19 protein-coding genes are annotated in these 19,123 nt (G+C 65.8%); 10 read left to right on the top strand and 9 right to left on the bottom strand.

The window, feature by feature from the left end; all coding sequences use genetic code 11:
- A partial coding sequence (locus tag AUL28_RS10120) for a PhzF family phenazine biosynthesis protein (protein WP_192843432.1) occupies positions 1 to 449 on the top strand: 449 nt, incomplete at its 5' end.
- Positions 450 to 554: 105 nt separating this feature from the next.
- Here AUL28_RS10120 and AUL28_RS10115 read toward each other — a convergent pair.
- Positions 555 to 1,334, bottom strand: coding sequence for a DUF3108 domain-containing protein (locus AUL28_RS10115; RefSeq protein ID WP_062232095.1), 780 nt, complete (start codon positions 1,332 to 1,334; stop codon positions 555 to 557).
- Between the two features lie 271 nt (positions 1,335 to 1,605).
- Here AUL28_RS10115 and rpmB point away from each other — a divergent pair, with 271 nt between their 5' ends.
- Both rpmB and AUL28_RS10105 read left to right on the top strand, forming a co-directional pair.
- Positions 1,606 to 1,905, top strand: a complete 300-nt coding sequence (gene rpmB / locus AUL28_RS10110; protein WP_058598670.1) for a 50S ribosomal protein L28 — start codon at positions 1,606 to 1,608, stop codon at positions 1,903 to 1,905.
- 159 nt (positions 1,906 to 2,064) lie between these two features.
- Entirely contained in the window at positions 2,065 to 2,757 is a 693-nt protein-coding gene (locus AUL28_RS10105) for a queuosine precursor transporter (protein ID WP_058598632.1), read from the top strand.
- A gap of 19 nt (positions 2,758 to 2,776) precedes the next feature.
- Here AUL28_RS10105 and AUL28_RS10100 read toward each other — a convergent pair whose 3' ends face one another.
- From AUL28_RS10100 to AUL28_RS10085, 4 genes are all read right to left on the bottom strand, one after another.
- Positions 2,777 to 3,793, bottom strand: a complete 1,017-nt coding sequence (locus tag AUL28_RS10100) for an esterase-like activity of phytase family protein (RefSeq protein ID WP_062232093.1) — start codon at positions 3,791 to 3,793, stop codon at positions 2,777 to 2,779.
- Complete coding sequence (cobT, locus tag AUL28_RS10095) at positions 3,790 to 5,697, bottom strand: cobaltochelatase subunit CobT (protein WP_062218155.1); 1,908 nt, start codon at positions 5,695 to 5,697, stop codon at positions 3,790 to 3,792. Before cobT ends, AUL28_RS10100 begins: the two co-directional genes overlap by 4 nt.
- Positions 5,698 to 5,701: 4 nt before the next feature.
- Complete coding sequence (gene cobS / locus AUL28_RS10090) at positions 5,702 to 6,688, bottom strand: cobaltochelatase subunit CobS (RefSeq protein WP_058598635.1); 987 nt, start codon at positions 6,686 to 6,688, stop codon at positions 5,702 to 5,704.
- Positions 6,689 to 6,810: 122 nt separating this feature from the next.
- On the bottom strand, positions 6,811 to 7,446 hold the full coding sequence (locus tag AUL28_RS10085; protein ID WP_058634859.1) for a J domain-containing protein: 636 nt from the start codon (positions 7,444 to 7,446) through the stop codon (positions 6,811 to 6,813).
- 151 nt (positions 7,447 to 7,597) lie between these two features.
- Here AUL28_RS10085 and AUL28_RS10080 point away from each other — a divergent pair, with 151 nt between their 5' ends.
- Together AUL28_RS10080 and AUL28_RS10075 are read left to right on the top strand one after the other, a co-directional pair.
- Positions 7,598 to 7,900: a BolA family protein gene (locus tag AUL28_RS10080; protein ID WP_058634860.1), complete on the top strand. Its 303-nt coding sequence runs from the start codon at positions 7,598 to 7,600 to the stop codon at positions 7,898 to 7,900.
- A gap of 19 nt (positions 7,901 to 7,919) precedes the next feature.
- Positions 7,920 to 8,633, top strand: a complete 714-nt coding sequence (locus AUL28_RS10075) for a YoaK family protein (protein WP_062232091.1) — start codon at positions 7,920 to 7,922, stop codon at positions 8,631 to 8,633.
- Positions 8,634 to 8,683: 50 nt separating this feature from the next.
- Here AUL28_RS10075 and aroB read toward each other — a convergent pair whose 3' ends face one another.
- Together aroB and AUL28_RS10065 are read right to left on the bottom strand one after the other, a co-directional pair.
- Positions 8,684 to 9,811, bottom strand: coding sequence for a 3-dehydroquinate synthase (gene aroB / locus AUL28_RS10070; protein ID WP_062232089.1), 1,128 nt, complete (start codon positions 9,809 to 9,811; stop codon positions 8,684 to 8,686).
- Positions 9,808 to 10,392: a shikimate kinase gene (locus AUL28_RS10065; protein ID WP_058634863.1), complete on the bottom strand. Its 585-nt coding sequence runs from the start codon at positions 10,390 to 10,392 to the stop codon at positions 9,808 to 9,810. Before AUL28_RS10065 ends, aroB begins: the two co-directional genes overlap by 4 nt.
- Before the next feature lie 213 nt (positions 10,393 to 10,605).
- Between AUL28_RS10065 and AUL28_RS10060 the strand changes: the two genes are divergently transcribed.
- From AUL28_RS10060 to AUL28_RS10045, 4 genes are all read left to right on the top strand, one after another.
- Positions 10,606 to 10,812, top strand: a complete 207-nt coding sequence (locus tag AUL28_RS10060; RefSeq protein WP_062218144.1) for a hypothetical protein — start codon at positions 10,606 to 10,608, stop codon at positions 10,810 to 10,812.
- A 5-nt stretch (positions 10,813 to 10,817) separates the two neighbouring features.
- Positions 10,818 to 11,771: a site-specific tyrosine recombinase XerD gene (gene xerD / locus AUL28_RS10055; protein ID WP_062232097.1), complete on the top strand. Its 954-nt coding sequence runs from the start codon at positions 10,818 to 10,820 to the stop codon at positions 11,769 to 11,771.
- 172 nt (positions 11,772 to 11,943) lie between these two features.
- On the top strand, positions 11,944 to 12,903 hold the full coding sequence (locus AUL28_RS10050; protein ID WP_062232087.1) for an acetyl-CoA carboxylase carboxyltransferase subunit alpha: 960 nt from the start codon (positions 11,944 to 11,946) through the stop codon (positions 12,901 to 12,903).
- Positions 12,904 to 13,258: 355 nt separating this feature from the next.
- Entirely contained in the window at positions 13,259 to 14,299 is a 1,041-nt protein-coding gene (locus AUL28_RS10045) for a L,D-transpeptidase family protein (protein WP_062232085.1), read from the top strand.
- Positions 14,300 to 14,302: 3 nt separating this feature from the next.
- Here the strand turns inward: AUL28_RS10045 and AUL28_RS10040 are convergent, their stop codons facing one another.
- A complete protein-coding gene (locus tag AUL28_RS10040; protein WP_062232083.1) occupies positions 14,303 to 14,815 on the bottom strand; it encodes a GNAT family N-acetyltransferase in 513 nt (170 codons plus the stop codon).
- Positions 14,816 to 15,008: 193 nt separating this feature from the next.
- A complete protein-coding gene (gene secA, locus AUL28_RS10035) occupies positions 15,009 to 17,744 on the bottom strand; it encodes a preprotein translocase subunit SecA (RefSeq protein WP_062232081.1) in 2,736 nt (911 codons plus the stop codon).
- Between the two features lie 293 nt (positions 17,745 to 18,037).
- On the opposite strand from secA, the gene AUL28_RS10030 reads away from it, so the two are divergent.
- Positions 18,038 to 19,042: a peptidylprolyl isomerase gene (locus tag AUL28_RS10030; protein WP_062232079.1), complete on the top strand. Its 1,005-nt coding sequence runs from the start codon at positions 18,038 to 18,040 to the stop codon at positions 19,040 to 19,042.
- Positions 19,043 to 19,123 lie beyond the last annotated feature (81 nt).

Raw genomic sequence — 19,123 nt, 5'->3', positions numbered from 1 at the left:
CGCCGGACCGGCTCGAATCGGCCGCCCGCGCGCTGCGGATCGACCCCGCCGATATTCTGCGCTCGGCGCTTCTGACCAACGGCCCCGTCTGGGAGTTCCTGGAACTGCGCGATGCGGACTGCGTCGTGCGCGCGGATGCGAGCGGGGCAAGCTTTCCCGAGGAGCGGGCGATCGGTCTTCTGGGAACGTATCCGACGGGCTCCGAGGTCGATGCCGAGGTGCGGATGATCGACATCTGGCACGGCGTGAAGGAAGATCCGATCACCGGCTCGCTCAACGCGGCCATCGCCTGCTGGCTGAAGGCCGAGGGGCGGCTGACCCAACCCTATGTCGCCGCACAGGGGCGCTGCATCGCGCGCCACGGCCGCGTTCACGTCGCCCCGCGTGGGCAGGACATTCTGATCGGCGGCGACGTGTCGATCCTGATCGAAGGCGTGCTCGATTTCTGAGAGCCCGTTTGGAAACTCGGCGGTGGAGGGGCAACGAAATAGGGCCGGAAAAGGCCCGTCGCGCCGACCCGACCGAGTTTTTAGATAGGCTCTAAGGCTTGATTTTCAGGGTTTGGCGAATCGGGTCGCCGTCAGCGTCAGCGGGCCGACCTGCGTCGGAATGCGAACATAGACCGGCGCGTAGATGCCGCTTTGGCCGATCGGCGCGAACCAGAGCTGGATCGTGCGCCCTTGCAGGAACTTGATGCCGTTGGACGAGGTCCGATAGCCAGAGACCGGGCGGATGCGCGCGTTGCAGGCGATGGCCTTGCCGGAGAAACCGTCAGCCTGAAAGTCCTGCTCGCCGTCGCCCGGCGACAGGACGAGGTCGAGCCGCGACCAGCCGTCATAGAAGGGAACAGGCTGGCGGCAGATGGCGGCCGGGTCGCTGCCCGGCTTGATCATCAACCCGCCCAGGGGATCGACGACGCTGGCGAGCTGCGAAGGCTTCACCGGAATGAAGTCGGAGGGCGGCGGTGTCTGCGCGGGGGGCGCGATGTCGGAGGAGACGGCGCGCCCGTTGCGATAGCGCACATCGGCCCACCAGGACTTCTTGTCGCTCGTATATTGCAGCCGGTATCGCTCGGGCAAAAGCCGGTTGCCGGTGATGCGGCCCGATACGGAACTCGTGCCGCGCGTCGAAGACACGAGTTCGGCAAGCCCGGCCGAGGAGAGCTGGCCTTTGACCGAATAGCGTGTCGGCGAAAGGCGCGTCTCGAAGCTCGCGCGGCCGACCGGCAGGCCGATCAGCGAAATCCGGTACTCGGTCTTCAGGGCGCTCTGGGCCTCAGCCGCTGGGGCAAAGCTCATCAGGGCGAGGCCGAGAAGCGCGAGGCGTGCGAACATACGGTGATCCTTGGCCGGAGTGCCGGAAGCAGAAGCCGCGCCCGCGGGCGAGTGGCCGGAGCAGGGCGAGAGACGTTCCCAAAGGATGGGATTCGAGGGGGACCGGGCGCAAGGGGGCGGCACAGCTTTATGACGGCGGGTTGACGCAGAAGAGCGCGGAGACTATAGGAACCCACGATTTTCCGATCATGCCATGGGGTCGATGATCGCGCTGCCGTCCGGCGGCGGCGCGCCCCGCAAGGCCGTATCGATTTGTTTGAAAGGTGATCCCATGTCGCGCGCTTGCGAACTAACCGGCAAGGCCGTCCAGTCCGGTAACAATGTCAGCCACGCGAATAACAAGACGCGTCGCCGCTTCCTGCCGAACCTGTGCCAGGTCACGCTGATCTCCGACGCGCTCGGCCAGCGTTTCCGCCTGCGCGTCAGCGCCCATGCGCTGCGCTCGGTCGAGCATCGCGGTGGCCTCGACGCCTTCCTCGCGAAGGCCGCCGAGATCGAGCTGTCGCCCCGCGCGCGCCTTCTGAAGCGCCAGATCGCCAAGAAGGTCGCCGGCGAGGCCCAGGCCGCCTGATCCTTCGATCCTGAGGGACCGATTGGGAAGCGCTACCGCTCGCGGTGGCGCTTCTTGTTTTTTGGGGCGGTGTTTCGTCCCGAGACGCCGCTTCCGATTTGTCGGGGGCTCCCATCGACCGCTGGTGCCATACCCCAGCCTAAAAAAATGGACCAAACCGTGACCTCTTCGCGCCGCTACGTGCTGCCGGTGATCGCCATGACGATCATCGTGCTCTTCTCCAACGTCTCCGTTCAGTTTCCCGTGCAGGGTGAGATCGGGCCTTTGAAGCTCGCCGATCTTCTGACCTGGGGCGCCTTCGTTTATCCCTTCGCCTTCATCGTGACCGATGTGAACAACCGGCTCTATGGTCCGTCCATGGCGCGCCGGGTCGTGTATCTCGGCTTCTGTCTGGCGGTTGTCAGCTCCGTCCTGTTCCCGCCGATTCTCTACCGGCTCGGCCTCGTGCCGTTCGAGACGGAAGCGGGGCGTCTCCTGCGCATCGCGCTCGCCAGCGGCACGGCCTTCCTGATGGCGCAGCTCCTAGACATTCTCGTCTTCAATCGGCTGCGCCTCATGTCCTGGTGGAAGGCGCCGCTCGCCAGCGGCATTCTCGGCACGGTGCTGGACACGCTCACCTTCTTCACCGTCGCCTTCGCGCCGCTCTTCGTCTTCCTCGGGCCGAATGATGCCTTCTCGCTGGAACACGCGCCGCTCTTCGGCCTGCTGCCGGTGGAGGCCCCGCGCTGGCTCTCCTGGGCGCTGGGGGATTTCGGTGTGAAGCTGACGATTGCGATCTTCGGCCTCGTGCCCTACCGCGTGGTGATCAACAGCGTGTTGCCCTACCGGGACACGCAGGCCGTCTCGGCCTGACGACATGCAGCCGGATGCCTCAGGGCGTCCGGCTCGCCTCTGTGGGGGTATCGTCGCGCAGACGGAATTCCAGATAGAGATTGCGCTGGAAGAACGAGCCGTTGTCGTCCGAGACCACGGCAAGGATCGTCTCGCCGCGCGCGTTGGTCCAGACGTCCAACCCTTCCATATTGTCGATCTCGTTCCCGAAATCGGCTTCCATGATAACAGGCCCGTCCACCAGCGCGCCGGGTCGGATCGCGTTCGCATCGATGCGGCGAATGCGCATTCCGATCCGCCCGAAGCCTTCGTAGCGCCGTTCCAAAAGCAGGAAATCGCCGTTGTCGAGGAACGCGCCGTCCGTCGCCGACCAGACCTTGTCATGGCGCACGCTGAAGAGACCCTTGGCCCCGAGGCCCAGAATCGCCGCCAGCAGATTGCCCTCTGCGTCGATCGAATTCTCCGCTACGATGATGGCCGCGCCCTTCAGAGGGGAGGAGGCCTGCGAGACGGCAATGGTCTCCAAGCCGCCATTCGAGCGAAGCTCGCGGCGCGGGATGGGCATGGCGACGGGGCTGCCGCGACCCGGCGCGTCGGCGTCGAAGCGCTCGATCCGCGCATCCCGCTCGAAAGAGACGAGGGCGTGGCTCCCATCCAGCGCCAGCCCTTCCGCGTCGGCATCGCCCTTGCGCGCGGGCGGGCGGCCCGATCGGTCGAGGATCGGTGCGATCTGCGCGCTGTCGATGCCGAGAGGCTTTCCGTCCGCATCGCGCCGGATTGCGCCGCGAAACCAATAGCCCGTGTCCGTCACGGCCAGGAAGCGCCGTCCACCCTCGCGCAGCCGGATGGAGGAGACGCCTTCCAGCCGCCGGTCGCTTGAGCGGTAGCTGAAGCCGCCGATATAATCGAGCGCGCCGAAGCGCGTCTCGTCGGAGCCGATACGAAAGCGCGTGATCGGCTGGCTGGTGACGAGGGTCTCGCTCGGTTCGGCCCCGGCGGGACCGAGCGTCAGAAGCGCCAGTAGGGCGCAGGCCGCGCGACGGCGAGCGCGGCTCAACGAGCGCCCGCGGCGCGACGCTGGCGGCGCGAAGGCAGGGCGCCTTCGTCTTCGAAGAGGGCGGCGAGCTGCTCGGTCATCGCGCCCGCCAGTTCCTCGGCGTCCGAGATGGTCACGGCGCGGCGATAATAGCGCGTCACGTCATGGCCGATGCCGATGGCCAGAAGCTCCACCGGCGAGCGTGTCTCGATCTCCTCGATTACGGCGCGCAGGTGCCGCTCCAGATAATTGCCGGGGTTCACCGAAAGCGTGGAATCATCCACCGGTGCGCCGTCCGAAATCATCATCAGGATGCGCCGCTGCTCTGAGCGCGCCAACAGGCGGTTATGCGCCCAGATCAGCGCCTCGCCGTCGATATTCTCCTTCAGGAGCCCTTCGCGCATCATCAGGCCGAGATTGCGCCGAGCCCGCCGCCAAGGCGCGTCTGCGCTCTTATAGACGATGTGCCGGAGGTCGTTGAGGCGACCGGGGCGCTGCGGCTTGCCGGCCTTGAGCCAGGCTTCGCGCGACTGACCACCCTTCCAGGCGCGGGTCGTGAAGCCCAGCACCTCGACCTTCACGCCGCAGCGCTCCAGCGTGCGGGCGAGAATGTCGGCGCAGGTCGCCGCCACGGTGATCGGCCGCCCGCGCATGGAGCCGGAATTGTCGATCAGGAGCGTGACGATCGTGTCGCGGAAATCCGTGTCGCGCTCCATCTTGAAGGAGAGCGGCTGGAGCGGGTCCGTCACGAGGCGCGTCAGACGCGCCGTGTCGAGATAGCCCTCTTCGAGGTCGAAATCCCAGGCGCGGTTCTGCTGCGCCATGAGGCGGCGCTGAAGCCGGTTGGCGAGCCGTCCGACCGCGCCTTGCAGCGAAGCGAGCTGCTTGTCGAGGAAGGAGCGCAGCCGGTCGAGCTCGGCTTCGTCGCACAGCTCTTCCGCGCCCACCGTCTCGTCGAAGCTCTCGTTGAAGACCTGATAATCCGTGTCGCCGAGATCGCGCGGCAGCGCTTGGTTCGGGCGGCGCGATTCGCCGGGCGTTTCCGAATCGACGTCCTCGTCCTCGGTCGGCTCGTCGCTGGTCTGCTCGGAGGTCTCGGCCTCGCTCGCATCCTCGCTTTCGGCCTCGCCCTCGGCTTCCTGCGGCTCGGCCTCGTCCTGGCCGGCTTCCTTCTCGGCGCCGCTGTCTTCCTGATCGCGCGTCTGGTTGTCGCCGGCCTCGTCGGGTGACTCCTCGTCGGAATCATCCGACTCGTCGGCGAGTTCCTCGGCCATCTCCATGGACACGAGCATGTCGCGCAGCGTGCGCGCGAAGAGGCGCTGATCCTCGATCGTGTCGCCCAGCCGCTCGAATTGCGGGCCGGCCTTTTCCTCGATCCAGTCGCGCCAGACATCCACCAGCGCCCGCGCGCTCGGGGGGACGGGCCGCCCGGTCAGATGCTCGCGCACCATCAGGGCGATGGCGTCTTCGAGCGGGGCTTCCGTGCGGTCGGTGACGTCGGTGAGGTTGGAGCGGAAATACTTGTCCTCCAGCATGGAGGCGAGATTGTCCGCGACGCCCGGCATCGCATTGGCGCCGATCGCCTCGCAGCGCGCCTGCTCCAGCGCGTCGAACACGGCGCGCGCGCCGCGCCCGTCGGGCGAGAGCGTCGCATGGATGCGCGCGTCGTGGCGCGCCTTCCGCAGAGCCATGGCGTCCGACAGGCCACGCACGACGGCCACTTCGGTTTGGCCCGCGCGCTTGGGCAGCTCGGGCAGGCGCGCCCGATCTCCCGTCAGACCGGGGCGGTCATTGCCATAGGTGACTTCGAGCTGCGCATCGCCCGAAATCGCGCGCATACAGCCCGCGACCGCGCGGCGGAACGGCTCGCGGTCGGTGGTCTTGGGGCGCTGCCCCTTGGCAGAATTGTCTCCGGGGCGCGCCATGGTCTTAGTCGAGCACCAGGTTGGAGGCCGATTCCGGCAGGTCCTCGCCAAAGGCGCGCTGGTAGAACTCGGCGACCAGCGGCCGCTCCAGATCGTCGCACTTGTTGAGGAAGGTCAGGCGGAAGGCGAAGCCGATATCGCCGAAGATCTCGGCGTTCTCGGCCCAGGTGATCACCGTGCGCGGGCTCATGACGGTGGACAGGTCGCCGTTGCGGAAGGCCGAGCGCGTGAGATCGGCCACGCGCACCATCTTGGAGACCTGAGCGCGGCCCTTGTCGGTCTGGAAATGCTTGGCCTTCGCCAGAACGATCCCGACCTCGTTGTCATGCGGCAGGTAGTTCAGGACGGTGACGATCGACCAGCGGTCCATCTGCGCCTGATTGATCTGCTGCGTGCCGTGATACAGGCCGGTGGTGTCGCCGAGGCCGACCGTGTTGGCGGTGGCAAACAGGCGGAAGGCGGGGTGCGGGCGAATGACACGGGCCTGATCCAGCAGCGTCAGGCGGCCCGAAGATTCCAGAACACGCTGGATCACGAACATCACGTCCGGGCGGCCGGCGTCGTATTCGTCGAACACGAGCGCGACATTGTTCTGATAGGCCCAGGGCAGGATGCCGTCGCGGAACTCGGTGACCTGCTTGCCCTCGCGAACCGTGATCGCGTCCTTGCCGACGAGATCGATGCGCGACACGTGGCTGTCGAGGTTGAGGCGCACGCAGGGCCAGTTCAGCCGTGCGGCGACCTGCTCGATATGGGTGGACTTGCCCGTGCCGTGCGAGCCCGAAACCATGACGCGCCGGTTCTTGGCGAAGCCCGCCAGGATCGCCAGCGTGGTCTGCTTGTCGAACAGATAGTCGGGATCGATCTCGGGAACGTGCGGATCGGTCTTGCTATAGGCCGGCACCTTCAGGTCGCTATCGAAACCGAAGGTCTCGCGGACGGAGATCATGGCGTCGGGGAGGTTCGCCACTTCCAGTTCCGCTGCACTCATCATACCTCCAACGGCGCGAGAAAGGCCGCATCAGGGCCGTGCGCCACCAATCTTCGTCACTTGCGTTTCGGGACAAGCCCAGGCGGAGCGAAAGCGGACCGGACGATCCGATTCGTCCCGGATTAACAGAAGCCCGACTGCTTCAAAAGCTTGTAGGCTTGAATGACTTCGCGCAGGCGATCTTCCGAGCCGCGATCGCCGCCGTTGGAATCGGGGTGATACTGCTTCACCAGCGCCTTGTACTGGATGCGGATCGACTCGGCATCGGCGGTCTGAGGAACGCCCAGCGTGTCCAGCGCCTTCGACTCCAACGTGCGCGGCTTCTTGACGGGGGCGGGCTTGGCCGCTGCCGCGCCGCCCTCGAACAGGTTGAAGCGGTCGTGGATGCGCGCGTTGACGCGGCGCGGACGCCCGCTCGGAAGCGAGGAGGGCATCGCGGAGGCCGAGCGCGGGCCTGCCGAATTGTTGGTGCCCATGGGGGCGGTCGGGCGGTGGCCGGTCAGCGAATCCTTCAGATACTTCTGGATGTCGTCGTCTCCGAGACCCGAGAAGTAATTGTAGGACTTGTTGTAGAGGCGCACATGGTCGACGCAGAAGTTCAGATACTGACCTTCATGGTCGCGCCCGCGCGGAGCCTTGTGGGTGCCCGGCTGGTCGCAGCCTTCCCACATGCATTCGGGCGCACGCACCTTCTCCGCGGCCTTCTTGCCGGCGGGTTTGACGCGGATCTGGTCGAAGAGTTTGGAGTCGAGTGTCATCACGGCCGATTATGGGGCCCCGGAGGAGCGCGAACAAGAATTGACAGACGCGAAAACCCGTCCACAACAGGCTCCTTGTCCCCTATGGGAGCGGGCTTGTCGATCCGGGTGGTGGATCGCTTGTCCGTTTGAACAAATGTGAGGCGCGATCATGACCATTCAGGCCCGTATCGAAACGAAGCTGCGCGAGGCTTTCGGCCCGGAAACCCTGGCGGTCGTGAACGAAAGCCACCTCCACGCCGGCCACCACCATGGCGGCAGCGATCATCATGGCGGCTTCGACGGAACGGGCGAAACCCATTTCCGCGTGCGCATCGTGTCGCAGGCCTTTTCGGGCAAAAGCCGGGTGGAGCGGCACCGCGCCGTGAATGCGACACTGGCCGAGGAACTGGCCGGCGGCGTCCATGCGCTGGCGATCGAGGCGTCCGCGCCGGGCGAACCGACGCGCCGCTGAACCGGGCGGCTTTCCTTCGATGCGCACGCGGCTTCGCCGTCGCAATCGTCTTCGCCTCGCCACCGGCCTTCTATTCGCCGCCAGCCTCAGCTTTCTGGCGGGCATGACCGATGTCGTCGGCTTTCTCCTGGCCGGCGATTTCGTGTCCTTCATGAGCGGCAATACGACGCGACTGGCCATCGCGCTCTCGTCGGGCGAGGGGGGCGCGATCCTGCGCCTCGGGCTCGTGATCGCGACCTTTGTGGTCGGCAACGCATTTGGCGTGTTGTTCATGCGCTGGACGCGGGGAAGCCAGCCGGGGCTTCTGGCGCTGGTCGGGCTGCTCGCGCTGGTGCCGCTGCTCTTCGGCGAGCCGTCTCACGGCGTGCCGGCGCTGGTCTTCGCCATGGGCGCGCTCAACGCAGCGCTGGAGGAGGTCGACGGGCAGGCGCTCGGCGTCACCTATGTTTCCGGTGCCTTATCGCGCTTCGGCCGGGGGCTCGGGCGCTTTCTGCTCGGCCATCACACGAAGGGCTGGTGGACGCAGATCGTGCCCTGGACGGGAATGCTATCAGGCGCGCTCACAGGCGCTCTCGTCACGCAGCGCTCGGGCGGGGCGGCGATCCTCGTGGTGGCAGGCGTGGCTCTCGGTCTTGCGCTTGCCAGCCTCGTGGTTCCGCAGAGCTGGCGACGCATCTGGCTGGCCAAGCGGCCCTTCCGCCGTGAAACGCATGGCGGCGCTCCGCTTCGCTGACGATTGAGGAGCGGCTTTGCGCCGTGCGCCCGCTCAGGCCGCGAGTTCGCTTAAGCCGCGAGTTCGGCTTCCAGAAAGCGCGTGATCTCGGACGGGTCCACATTGTTGGCGACGAAGGAGTGGCCGATGCCACGTGTCAGGATGAAGGTCAGCGCGCCGCGTACGACCTTCTTGTCCTGCGCGATCTTGCTCATCAGCGCGTCCAGCGTGAAACCGGAGCCCGGGATCTCTTGAATGCGCGTCGGCAGACCGGCCGCGCGTAGGTGCGCCACGGCGCGCTCGGCATCCTGCCCCGGGCATAGGCCCTGACGGACGGAATAGCGATGGGCGAGCGCCATGCCGATCGACACGGCTTCGCCATGCACCAGCCGCTCGGCGTCATAGCGCGCCACCGATTCCAGCGCGTGGCCGAACGTGTGGCCGAGATTGAGAAGCGCGCGGTTGCCGTCCTCGCGCTCGTCGCCCGCCACGACCTCGGCCTTGGCCTGGCAACTCGCGGCGATCGCCTCGGCGCGCTCCGGCCCGCCCGCGAAAATCGCGCCCCGCTTGGCTTCCAGCCAGTGGAAGAAGTCCGGCCGGTCGATCAGCCCATATTTGACGACCTCGGCATAGCCGGCGGCAAACTCACGGGCTGAGAGGGTTTCCAGAACATCCGTGTCAGCCAGAACCAGCGCCGGCTGGTGGAAGACGCCGACGAGATTCTTGCCGCGCGGGGAGTTGATGCCCGTCTTGCCGCCGACGGAGGAATCGACCTGCGCCAGAAGCGATGTCGGCACCTGCACGAAGCGCATGCCGCGCCGCGCGACGCCCGCCGCGAAGCCCGCGAGATCGCCGATCACGCCGCCGCCGAAGGCGAGCACCGCATCGCCCCGCTCCAGTCGCTCTTCCAGAATGCGGTCCACCACCGCTTCGAAATGGGGAAAGCTCTTGGTCGGCTCGCCTGAGGGCAAGCGCATGGTCGCGTGGCCGACGCCAGCCCGATCCAGCGAGGCGCGAAGAGCGCTGCTGTGGAGATCGTCCACCCGCTCGTCCGCCACGATCAGGAGCCGGGCCTTGGGCATCAGCGCCGCGATCTCGCGGCCCGCCTCGGCCAGCAGTCCGGAGCCGATCAGAATGTCATAGGAGCGCGGCCCCAGCTCGACGCGAACGGTGCGGCGCGAAGGGGTCTCGTCGGTCATGACGCGGCTTTCCGATGGCTGGAGCGCCCGGCGAGCGATTGCACGATCTCGCGTGCGATCGTGTCCCGCTTGGCATTGCGCGAATGGATGTGGATATCGGCCGTGCGATAGATCGGATAGCGCGCGTCCATCAGGTTCTTCATCGTGGCGCGCGGGTCGGCCGTCTTCAGGAGTGGGCGCGTCGGGCGCTTGGAGACGCGCTCCATCAGCGTGTCGAGATCGGCCTTCAGCCAGATCGTGACCGAACGCTCCTTCAGGATGCGCCGCGTTTCCTCGTTGATGAAGGCGCCGCCGCCGGTCGCGATCACGTGCTGCGGGCCATCGATCAGTCGCGCCACCACGCGCGCTTCCAGCGCGCGGAACTCCGGCTCGCCATAGGCGGCGAAGAGTTCGGCGACCGTCATACGCGCCGCCTCTTCGATTTCCTGGTCGGTATCGACGAAGGGCAGGTCGAGAAGCGCGGCGAGGCGCTTGCCCACATGGGTCTTGCCCGCGCCCATCAGACCAACGAGCACGATCGAGCGACCGCGCAACCGGGCGACGGCGTCATGCTTCAGAGGCTCGTGGTCGGCACCGGTCATGGAACGAAAGCTTCAAAAATGCTTGTAAAGCGATGGTCTGAGACCAGAAAACCCCCAAGCCGTCAAGCGAACCGGATGGTTCGAAACGACAGGCGGCCGGAGACGCAGGCACTGCCTTCGGGAAAAGACCTGTCGCTTCGCGCCGGGTGTCACTAGATTGCCCCACGGGGACGAGACGGAGCGCGCGCTCCGAAGGGAAAGCCACGCCTGTTCATGCCGACACTCACACGCCTTCTCATCGTTCTCGCTCTCCTGGCGGGCGCGGTCTTCGCGGTCATGTGGGCGCTCGTCACCTTCGTGCGCCCCGAGATCGTGCCGGTGACGATCGACGTGCCGATTCCCGCGCTTCAGGAACGGCGCGCGCCGGTGACCCCGCCCGCGCCGGCTTCGTCCGCTCCTGCCGTGGAGGGGCTGCGATGAGCGGCATGGACGGTGCCCGGATCGAGAGCTTTCTGGAAATGATGGCGGTGGAGCGCGGCGCGGCCGACAACACGCTCCAGGCCTACCGGCGCGATCTCGACCATGCGCGCGAATTTATGGCGGGCGAGCGGGTCGCCTTGTGCGCGGCATCAACCGAATCGATCCGCCGCTATATCGAGCATCTGGACGAGGAAGGCTTTGCGCCCTCCAGCCTGCAACGGCGCACCAGCGCGCTGCGCCAGTTCTTCAAGTTTCTTTATGCCGAAGCGATCCGGCCCGATGATCCGACCTCGCCGATCGAGGGCGCGCGCCGGGCGCGCAGCCTGCCGAAGATCCTCTCGGAAGCCGAAGTGGATGCGCTGATCGACCGGGCGGAGGCGGAGGCCGCCGCGCCCGATCTCTCCAGCCCGGCGCTGACGCGGGCGCTGCGGATGCACGCCTTGGTGGAGCTTCTCTACGCCACCGGCCTGCGCGTGTCGGAACTCGTCTCCCTGCCGCGCTCGGTTCTGCGCTCGCGCCAGCGGTTGATCGTGGTGCGCGGCAAAGGCAACAAGGAGCGCATGGTGCCGGTGGGCGAACGCGCGCGGGACGCGCTTCAGCGCTTCGCCAGCGCGCTCAAAGCCTCGCCCAGCGCCGAGCGGGACGGCGCTTATGAAAGCCCCTGGCTGTTTCCGGCCCTGTCGGAAAGCGGGCACCTGACGCGCCAGGGCTTCGCGCGGGATTTGAAGGCGCTCGCCGCCCGCGCCGGCATCTCGCCCGATCGCGTGTCGCCCCATGTCCTGCGCCATGCCTTCGCCAGCCATCTCCTGCAGAACGGCGCGGACCTTCGCGCCGTGCAGGAACTGCTCGGCCATGCCGATATCGGCACGACGCAGATCTACACCCATGTTCTGGAAGAGCGGCTCTTGCGGCTCGTCACCGATCTTCATCCGCTCTCGGCCTTGGCGGCCGAGGAATAGGGTGCGCCGCCCCATAGGCCTTGACACAATGAGGTCGGATCGCCAGTTTGCCGGCCGACGCGAACACCCCCGGAGGGATGGCGGCGCCGTCCGGCCGATCGCCGGCGCTTCGACGAAACCAGGCCCGCGCGCCGCTGGCCCTGCCACGAGGACGGCTTCGGGCCGCTGCTGAATGCACAATTATCTCGACTTCGAAAAACCCGTCGCCGATCTCGACAGCCAGATCCTCGAACTGAAGAAGATCGGCTCGGGCGAGGATAGTCTCGACGTTTCGGAGGACATTCAGCGGCTGGAAAAGCGCTCCTCCGACGCGCTGGTCGATCTCTATCGCAAGCTGACGCCCTGGCAGAAGACGCAGGTCGCCCGTCACCCGGACCGGCCCCATTGCGTGGACTATATCTCCCGCCTCATCACCGATTTTACGCCGCTGGCGGGCGATCGCTATTTCGCCGAGGACTTTGCGGTGATCGCCGGCTTCGGCCGCTTTCGGGGCCGTTCGGTCGCCGTGATCGGGCAGGAAAAGGGCTCCGACACCCAGACCCGTCTCAAGCATAATTTCGGCATGGCGCGGCCCGAGGGCTATCGCAAGGCCGTGCGCATCATGGACATGGCCGAGCGCTTCGGCATTCCCGTCCTGACGCTGGTGGACACGGCCGGCGCCTATCCCGGCATCGGCGCGGAAGAGCGCGGCCAGGCCGAGGCCATCGCCCGCTCGACGGAGACTTGCCTCAAGCTCGAAGTGCCTCTCGTCTCGCTCGTGATCGGCGAGGGCGGCTCGGGCGGGGCGATCGCCATCGCCGCCGCCAATCGCGTGCTCATGCTGGAACACGCGATCTACAGCGTCATCTCGCCGGAAGCGGGCGCATCGATTCTCTGGCGCGACGCCGCGCGCGCCAAGGATGTCGCCCAGGCGATGAAGATCACCGCGCAGGACCTCAAGGGTTTCGGCGTGATCGACGAGATCGTGCCCGAGCCGCTCGGCGGCGCGCATCGCGATAAGGACGCTGCCATTGAGATGGCGGCCGATCGTGTCGAGGCCGCCTTGACCGAGCTGTCACAGCTCGACGGAGCGGCGCTGCGGCGTGATCGGCGCGAGAAGTTCCTCGCCATCGGCCGCGACCTCAAGGTCTGATCTCCCGTCTTGTTTGGTCGGCTCGCCAAGCTCCGCGAGCCGCCGGGCGAGGTGTGACTGTTTTTCGAGTGCGTTTTCCTGTAGGGAAGGCGAGACGGATGGTTTGTTCCGGCCATCCGTCGCTATGCCGTGCCATCGTCAAAGGCGGGGCGAAGGTCAGTTCGACACCGGGAATAACATGCATTTTTGATCGGGCGTTAAGGGATTGGAAACCGTCCCGGCTCGACAAGAGGTGATACGAGACGGCGTGGATCCAGTCGGCGCTGCCTCGCTTCGGCGCTCCGGTGCCGATCCATGCATCGGTTTGCCGGCGAGCCGAAGAGGGACGAGGCCGGTCGAGGGGATGAGACGGAACATGTCCGCACGACGCCTTGCTGCTGCTGCTTTCCTGGCCGGCTCGCTTCTGGCGTTGTCGGGCTGCACGGGCGGCGCCGACTTCGGCGATCTGATGGGCGCGGACGCGCCGCTGCCGCCCAGCCTCGTCAAGCTCATCCGCACCAACCAGATGGGCGAGAATTCCGCCATCATGGTGCGGATTTACAAGGAAGAATCCGAACTCGAGGTCTGGAAGCAGAAGAGCGACGGCAGTTTCGCGCTGCTCAAGACCTACCCGATCTGCGCCTGGTCCGGCAAACTCGGCCCCAAGCGGAAAGAAGGCGACCGGCAGGCGCCCGAGGGTTTCTATTCCGTCACGCCCGGCCATCTGAACCCGAAGTCTAACTATCACCTCGCCTTCGACATGGGCTATCCCAACGCCTATGACCGCGCCAACGGCTCCACCGGCCAGAATCTGATGGTGCACGGCTCCTGCAATTCGTCCGGCTGCTACGCCATGGACAATTGGCAGATGGAAGAGCTTTACGCGCTCGCCCGCCACGCCTTCCAGGGCGGGCAGAAGGCCATCCAGTTTCAGGCGCTGCCTTTCCGCATGACGCCCAAGAACATGGCGCGGCACAAGAATTCCGAGCATTACGCCTTCTGGAAGATGCTGAAAGAGGGCACGGACCGCTTCGAGCTGACCAAGAAGCCGGTGGCGGTCGCCACCTGCGAGAAGCGCTATGTCTTCGACGCGACGCTGAGCGACGGCCGCGTGCTCGATCCCGACGGCACATGCCCGGCCGTCGCCGAGCCCGCCGACCTCGTCGCCAAGCGCAAGGCCGACGACGAGCTCGAACAGAAGATCGCCTCCACCATGGCGCCCGAAGAGTTCGCGACGACACCGAGCCTCGTCTACAAGACCGGCTCTCCGATCTCCGCCGAAGCCTATGCCGCCGAACAACACCGCCGCGAGGGCTATGACCGCGACGGCAAGCCGCTGAACGCCAAGACCTCGATGTTCAAGAACCTGTTGCAGAAGCGGGTGTTGAACACGAGCGACGCTTCGCGAGACCAGTAGGGTTTAGCGAGTTCGTTTCAAACGCTTTCTCCAGACATCTCGCGTCGTGGGATAGACGTCCGTATCGCTGCTCAAGGAGAGCTGGAGTTGTGCGCCTAGTCTTTTGGCTACGGCGATCGACGCAACGTTCTCCCTGTGAATGACATGGATGGCTTCTGCCCAGTCGAGGTCGATAAATGCCCATTCCAAGCACCGGGTTGCCGCTTCGGAGGCATAGCCTTTTCCCCAAAAGGTTCGGCTGAGAGCCCATCCAATCTCGCGGCCGGGCCAGTTGGGCGGCATCCACGCGCCGGCGCGCCCGATCCACTGACCTGTCTTCTTTTCCAAGATCGAGAAGTTGCTGAAACCTTGGATCGACCAAGCACCGGCAAAAAGGCAGAGATTGCGCCAAGCGGCTGTCGCATCCTGCGGGCCACCGATGAACCTCGTCGTCTCTGGGTCCGATAAGAAGCTGCTCCAGGCCGGAAGGTCCTCAGCCATGGGAGGGCGTAAAAGGAGGCGTTCCGTTTCCAGCATTCTGGTGCTCCTTCCAATGGCCTGTCTCGCGAGCTAACGGCTCGGCAGATGGAAAAGCGTTGGAGTTGCCTGTAAGGACCCTGGCAAGCGGGTCCGGATGCGAACCCCCAGGCCTTTGGGTCGATGGCGGCCATAGCCCATACACGAAAAAGGCCGGCGTCTCCGCCGGCCTTTTTCGTGTCCGCTGTCTGCCTCAGGCGATCTGCTCGTAGGCACCGTGGCAGTGCTTGTACTTCTTGCCCGAGCCGCAGGGGCAGGGGGCGTTGCGGCTGATCGAGGTCCAGGTGCTCGGATCGTTCGGGTCGATCTGGAGCGGGGCCTCGGATGCGGGTGTGAAGTCGGCCGTCAGGCGCTCGGCGCCCTGGCCGAACTCGTCCTCGCCCGTCAGCGGATCGATATGATGGGCCTGCATCGGCGGCATATCGAGCGGGGCGGTTTCCTCGGGGCGCACGATCTCGACGCGCATAAGCTGCTGCGTGGTGCGCTCGCGCAGGTGCGTCAGCATCGACTGGAAAAGTTCGAAGGCTTCCGACTTATACTCGTTCAGCGGGTCGCGCTGCGCATAGCCACGGAAGCCGACGGCCGAACGCAGATGGTCCAGATTGACCAGATGCTCGCGCCAGAGGGCGTCGATCGTCTGAAGCACGATCGAGCGCTCGATATAGCGCATGATGTCGGGGCCGAAGCGCTGCTCCTTCTCGGCGAAAGCCTTGTCGGACGCTTCCAGAATGCGCGTGCGCACGTCCGCATCGTCGATGCCTTCCTCTTCCGCCCAGGCGGCGATCGGCAGGTCGAGATTGAGGAACTCGCGGATTTCCTCGGTCAGCTCGGCGGTTTCCCACTGTTCGGGATAGGCGCGCTCGGGCATCCGCTTGGCGACGAGATCCTCGATCATCTCGTGGCGCATGTCGGTGACGGTCTCGTCCAGCGACTCGGCGTCCATGAGCTCGATGCGCTGCTCGAAAATGACCTTGCGCTGGTCATTCATCACGTCGTCGTATTTCAGAAGGTTCTTGCGGATGTCGAAGTTACGCGCTTCGACCTTCTTCTGCGCCTTTTCCAGCGCCTTGTTGATCCACGGGTGGACGATGGCCTCGTCTTCCTTGAGGCCGAGACGCGTCAGCATCGCGTCCATGCGCTCGGAGCCGAAGATGCGCATCAGGTCGTCCTGAAGCGACAGGTAGAATTTCGACTGGCCGGGGTCGCCCTGACGGCCGGAACGGCCACGCAGCTGGTTGTCGATGCGGCGCGACTCGTGGCGCTCGGTGGCGAGCACGTAGAGGCCGCCGGCCGCCAGTGCTTCCTGCTTGAGACGCTGGATGTCCTCGCGGATCGCGGCGATCGCGGCCTCGCGCTCGGGACCTTCCGGCATATCGGCCAGCTCGTGCTCGATGCGCATGTCCAGATTGCCGCCGAGCTGAATGTCGGTGCCGCGACCGGCCATGTTGGTCGCGATCGTCACCGCGCCGGGAACGCCGGCCTGCGCGACGATATAGGCTTCCTGCTCGTGATAGCGCGCGTTGAGAACCTGGAAGTTCTTCAGCCCGTCCTGACGCAGGCGCTCGGCCAGCATTTCGGACTTCTCGATCGAGGTCGTTCCCACCAGGATCGGCTGGCGGCGCTCGGCGGCCGCGCGGATTTCCTTGGCGATCGCGCGGAACTTCTCCTCGTTCGTGCGATAGACCTCGTCATCCTCGTCCAACCGTTTGACCGGCAGGTTGGTCGGAATCTCCAGAACGTCGAGATTGTAGATATCGGCGAACTCGGCCGCTTCGGTCACCGCCGTACCGGTCATGCCGGCGAGGCGCTTGTACATGCGGAAATAGTTCTGGAAGGTGATCGAGGCGAGCGTCTGGTTCTCGGGCTGGACCGTGACGCCCTCCTTGGCTTCCAGCGCCTGATGCAGGCCTTCCGAAAAGCGGCGCCCCGGCATCATGCGGCCGGTGAATTCGTCGATGATGACGATCTCGTCGCCCCGGACGATATAGTCCTTATCGCGCTGGAAGAGCTTGTGGGCCTTCAGCGCGTTGTTCACGTGGTGAACGATGGTGACGTTCTCGATGTCGTAGAGCGAGTCGCCGACGAGATGGCCGGCCGCCTCCAGAAGGCGCTCCAGCTTCTCGGTGCCGTCTTCCGTGAAGGAGACCTGACGCTGCTTCTCGTCCACCTCGTAATCTTCGGCCGTCAGCTGGGGGATGAAGCTGTCGATCGTGCGGTAAAGATCGGAGCGGTCGTCCAGCGGGCCGGAGATGATGAGCGGCGTGCGCGCCTCGTCGATCAGGATCGAGTCCACCTCGTCGATGATCGCGAAATGATGCCCGCGCTGCACCATCTGCGAGCGCTCGTATTTCATGTTGTCGCGAAGATAGTCGAAGCCGAGTTCGTTGTTCGTCGCGTAGGTGATGTCGCAATTATAGGCGTCGCGGCGTTCATCGTCCGACATGCCGTGCATGATGACGCCGACCGTAAGGCCCAGGAAATTGTAGACCCGGCCCATCGTGGCCGCGTCGCGCCGTGCGAGATAGTCGTTCACCGTGACGACGTGGACGCCCTTGCCTTCCAGCGCGGCGAGATAGACGGGCAGCGTACCGACCAGCGTCTTACCTTCGCCCGTGCGCATTTCGGCGATCGAGCCGCCGGCCAGCACCATGCCGCCGATCAGCTGCACGTCGAAGGGCCGCAGGCCGAGCGCGCGCTTGGCCGCCTCGCGAACGGTGGCGAAGGCCGGCACCAGAAGATCGTCGATCGTCTTGCCCTTGGCGATCTCGTCGCGGAACTGGTCCGTGCGGGCGCGCAGCTGATCGTCCGACAGGGCCGACAGTTCGGGTTCGAGCGCCGAGATGGCGCGCACCGTGGGGTCGAACTTGCGGACCCGGCGGCTGTTGGCCGACCCCAGAAGCTTGCGGGCAAGGCCAGCGAAACTCACCATCCGTAACGTCCTTCCAGGAAACTCTCTATCGGGCGCGGCGCGCCCGTCGTCCGATGCTTAAAGCCGAGATCGGCCCCGTCACCCGCACCACCAGGGCGGCATGAAGGCAGCTGGACTTCTAAATTGTGCGAGAGATAAGAGGGGGCCTGATCGATGTCAACGCCGCGACCTCCGTGCCGCGCGGCCCTCAAAACACCGCAAAGCCGCTTCTTTGCGGTATGCAAGAGACCTGTGCCGTCTTGGGCGATTCGTCTTCGCCCCGGGCCGCTTTCCCTGAAAGGCTCCTTCGCCTCATGCTCGACCTGACCCGCCTCCGGCTCGCCGCCTCCAGCCTCGCCCTGATGACGGCCCTCGTCGCCGTTCCCGCCTTGGCGCAGGACACGCCCGCGCCGGCCGCGCCCGCTAGCGCCGAGGCCGCGCCGGCGCCCGCCAAGCCCCTGCCGCCCGAGACGGTGCTGGCCAAGGTCGGCTCGCAGGTGATCACCGAGGCCGATCTCCAGGCGGCTTCCGCCGATCTCGCCAGCCAGTTCGGCCAGCTGCCGCCCGAGCAGCAGCGCCTCGCCGTGCTGTCGGCATTGATCGACATCAAGGCGCTGGCCGAAAAGGCGGAAGCCGCCAAGCTGCAGGACCAGCCCGATGTCGCCCGTCGCATCGCCTTCCTGCGCGAGCGCGCGCTGCATAACGCTTATTTCGAGAAAGAAGGCGTGGCCGCCATCACCGATGCCGAGCTGAAGGCGCGCTATGACGCCGAGGTCGCGGCCATGAAGCCGGTGGAGGAAATCCACGCCAAGCATATCCTCGTTCCCACCAAGGAAGAGGCCGAGGCTGCGATCAAGGAACTCGACGCCGGAAAGGATTTCGACGCGGTCGCCGCCGAGAAGTCCACCGGCCCGACCGGCCCGCAGGGCGGCGATCTCGGCTTCTTCGGCCCCGGTCAGATGGTGCCGCCGTTTGAAGAGGCCGCCTTCAAGCTGGAGCCGGGCACCTACACCAAGGAGCCGGTGCAGACCCAGTTCGGCTGGCACGTGATCAAGGTTCTGGAAAAGCGCAAGCAGCAGCCGCCGGCCTTCGACCAGGTGAAGGATCAGGTGCGCCAGATCGTCATGCGCGAGAAGTATATCGCCATGGTGCAGGCCGCCCGCGAGGCCGAGAAGGTCACCTATGAGGACCCCGCCCTGAAGGCGCAGGTCGAGGCCATGGAAAAGGCCATGTCGGGCGCCGCTGCCGCCGACCCGGAAGAGGCCGCCGACGAGGCCGATCAGGCCACGCCCGACGCCGCCGCCAAGCCCGCCAACTGATATTTCAGGGGCGCATATCGTGCGCTCCTGACAGCCCGTTGCAGACGCCCGCGATCCCTCGCGGGCGTTTTCGTTTCGCAA

It is taken from the genome of Aureimonas sp. N4 (assembly GCF_001463925.1).
GTDB classification, from domain to species: Bacteria; Pseudomonadota; Alphaproteobacteria; order Rhizobiales; family Rhizobiaceae; genus Aureimonas; species Aureimonas ureilytica_A.
This window is presented reverse-complemented; position numbering and strand designations above follow the sequence as displayed.